This is a genomic window from Micromonospora sp. NPDC049203 (assembly GCF_043197215.1).
GTDB lineage: Bacteria > Actinomycetota > Actinomycetes > Mycobacteriales > Micromonosporaceae > Micromonospora.
The window spans coordinates 1-2,261 of sequence record NZ_JBICSV010000025.1 but is presented as its reverse complement, the minus strand read 5'-3'; the positions used below and the strand labels follow the sequence as shown (position 1 = coordinate 2,261).

General features: G+C 69.9%; 2 protein-coding genes. Both read right to left on the bottom strand.

All coding sequences use genetic code 11. The annotated features are described in order from the left end of the window. Positions 1 to 112: 112 nt before the first annotated feature. Positions 113 to 1,072, bottom strand: a complete 960-nt coding sequence (locus tag ACGFIA_RS28650; protein WP_357480478.1) for a carbohydrate ABC transporter permease — start codon at positions 1,070 to 1,072, stop codon at positions 113 to 115. Between the two features lies 1 nt (position 1,073). Further along, positions 1,074 to 2,123 (bottom strand): sugar ABC transporter permease, encoded by a 1,050-nt coding sequence (locus tag ACGFIA_RS28645; protein WP_357386190.1) that lies wholly within the window; start codon positions 2,121 to 2,123, stop codon positions 1,074 to 1,076. Between the last annotated feature and the right edge of the window lie 138 nt (positions 2,124 to 2,261).

Here is a 2,261-nt window from a genome sequence, read left to right as displayed (position 1 = left end):
CCCCGCCCCCCCCCCCCCCCCCCCCGCCCCCCCCCCCCCCCCCCCACCCCCCCCCCCCCCCCCCCCCCCCCCCCCCCCCCCCCCCCCCCCCCCCCCCCCCCCCCACGCCGGATCAACCCTTGACGCTGCCGGCGAGCAGACCTCGCACGAAGAAGCGCTGGAGGGACAGGAACACGATCAGCGGTACGACGATCGACACGAACGCGCCGGCCGTCAGCCGCTGCCACTCGTTGCCCCGGGTGCCGGCCAGCTCGGCGAGCCGGACGGTCAGCGGGGCGGTCTCGTCGCCGCCGCCCGCGAAGATCAGCGCGACCAGCAGGTCGTTCCAGACCCAGAGGAACTGGAAGATGCCGAACGCCGCCAGCGCGGGCATGATCAGCGGCAGCACGATGGTGCGGAAGATCTTCGGGTGGGTGGCCCCGTCGACCCGGGCCGCCTCCATCAGGTCGCCGGGGAGCTGCGAGATGAAGTTGTGCAGCAGGAACACGGCGAACGGAAGCGCGAAGCAGGTGTGCGCGAACCACACCTGGGCGAACTTCTGCTCGTCGACCAGGTCCCACGCGGGGAGGATCTGCACGCCGGCGACTGTGACGCCGGTGGAGAAGAACCGCAGCAGCGGCACCAGGGCCATCTGCAGCGGCACGATCTGCAGCGCGAAGATCCCGATGTAGACCCAGTCCCGGCCCTTGAAGTTCATCCACGCCAGCGCGTACGCGGCGAGCGACGCGAAGGCCAGCGGGAACAGCACCGAGGGGATGGTGATCGCCAGCGAGTTGATGAAGTAGCTGGCGAGCTGCCCGGAGGAGCCGGAGCTGAACAGCACCTCCTGGTAGTTCTCCAGGGTGAACTGCGGTTTGCTGAAGAACGTCCACCAGCCGGTGGTCTTGATCTCGTTCTCCGGTCGGATCGAGGAGATGAACAGGCCGAAGGTCGGGATCGTCCAGAGCATCGCGATGACGATCGACACGAGCGTGGCGGTACGGCTGTTCAGGCGCTTGCGCACCCGGGCGCCCCGGGTGGTCGGCTCGGTGGCCTGGGCGCCGACTCCGACGGTGGGCGTGGCGGTGGTCATCTCAGCCCTCCCGCTGCTTGCGCAGGTTGCGGATCTGGTAGATCACGATCGGGATCACCAGGACGAACAGGAACACCGCCAGCGCCGAGCCCTGGCCGTTCTCCTGGTAGCGGAACGCCTGGTTGTACATCTCGGTCGCGATCACGTTCGTGTCGTAGTTGCCGTTCGTGGCGGTCCGGACGATGTCGAAGACCTTGAGCGTGGCGATCGAGATCGTCACCACCACGACGATCAGCGCCGGCCGGATGCTCGGAATGGTGATCCGCCAGAACATCTGCCACGCGGTGGTGCCGTCCAGCCGGGCCGCCTCGACGATGTCGGCCGGGATGGCCTTGATCGCGGCGGAGAGCACCACCATGGCGAAACCGGCCTGGATCCACACCATGATCACAATGAGCAGGAACGTGTTGAGCGGCGAGTCCAGCAGCCACTGCTTCGGTTCTCCGCCCAGGCTCACCACGATCTGGTTGAGCAGGCCGATCTGGTCGCCCTCGCCCCGGTAGGCGTAGACGAACCGCCAGATGATGGAGGCGCCGACGAACGAGATCGCCATCGGCAGGAAGATCAGGGACTTGGCGACCGCCTCGAACCGCGCCTTGTCCACCAGGACCGCGTAGATCAGGCCGAACGCGGTGGCGACCAGCGGCACCAGCAGCACCCAGATCAGCGTGTTGATCAGGACCCGGACGATCGAGTCCTCGGCGAACATCCACCGGTAGTTGTCCAGGCCCACCCAGTTGCTGCTGCTGGAGTCCATGAAGGAGAGCAGCGTGGTGCGGACGGCGGGGACCACCAGCCCGACGGCGAGCAGCAGCAGCGTCGGCAGCAGGAAGAAGAACGCGAACGCGCCCTCGCGCTGCTGCGCGCGCCGGCGGGGCAGCGGCGCGCCGCTCGCCGAGGCCGCGACCAGCTGCGCCTCCCGGCGCCGGGCGAAGTACGAGGGCACCACGTCGAGGAGCAGGAGCAGTCCGCCCACCACCGCGACGAAGGCGATCAGCCCGTACATCAGCATGAGGAACTTCGGCTGCTCCGCCGCGAAGTCGAACTCCATCGACCCTCCTTCAAGGGCTCGGTTGCCAGAGGTGGGGGGGGGGGGGGGGGGGGGGGGGGGGGGGGGGGCGGGGGGGGCGCGGGGGGCGCGGGGGGGGGGGGGGGGGGGGGGGGGGGGGGGGGGGGGGGGGGGGGGGGA

What these genes read in the sequence shown, in the direction of transcription:
- ACGFIA_RS28650 (WP_357480478.1), bottom strand. Translation starts at nt 1,072, where the DNA reads ATGACCACCGCCACGCCCACCGTCGGAGTCGGCGCCCAGGCCACCGAG.
- ACGFIA_RS28645 (WP_357386190.1), bottom strand. Translation starts at nt 2,123, where the DNA reads ATGGAGTTCGACTTCGCGGCGGAGCAGCCGAAGTTCCTCATGCTGATG.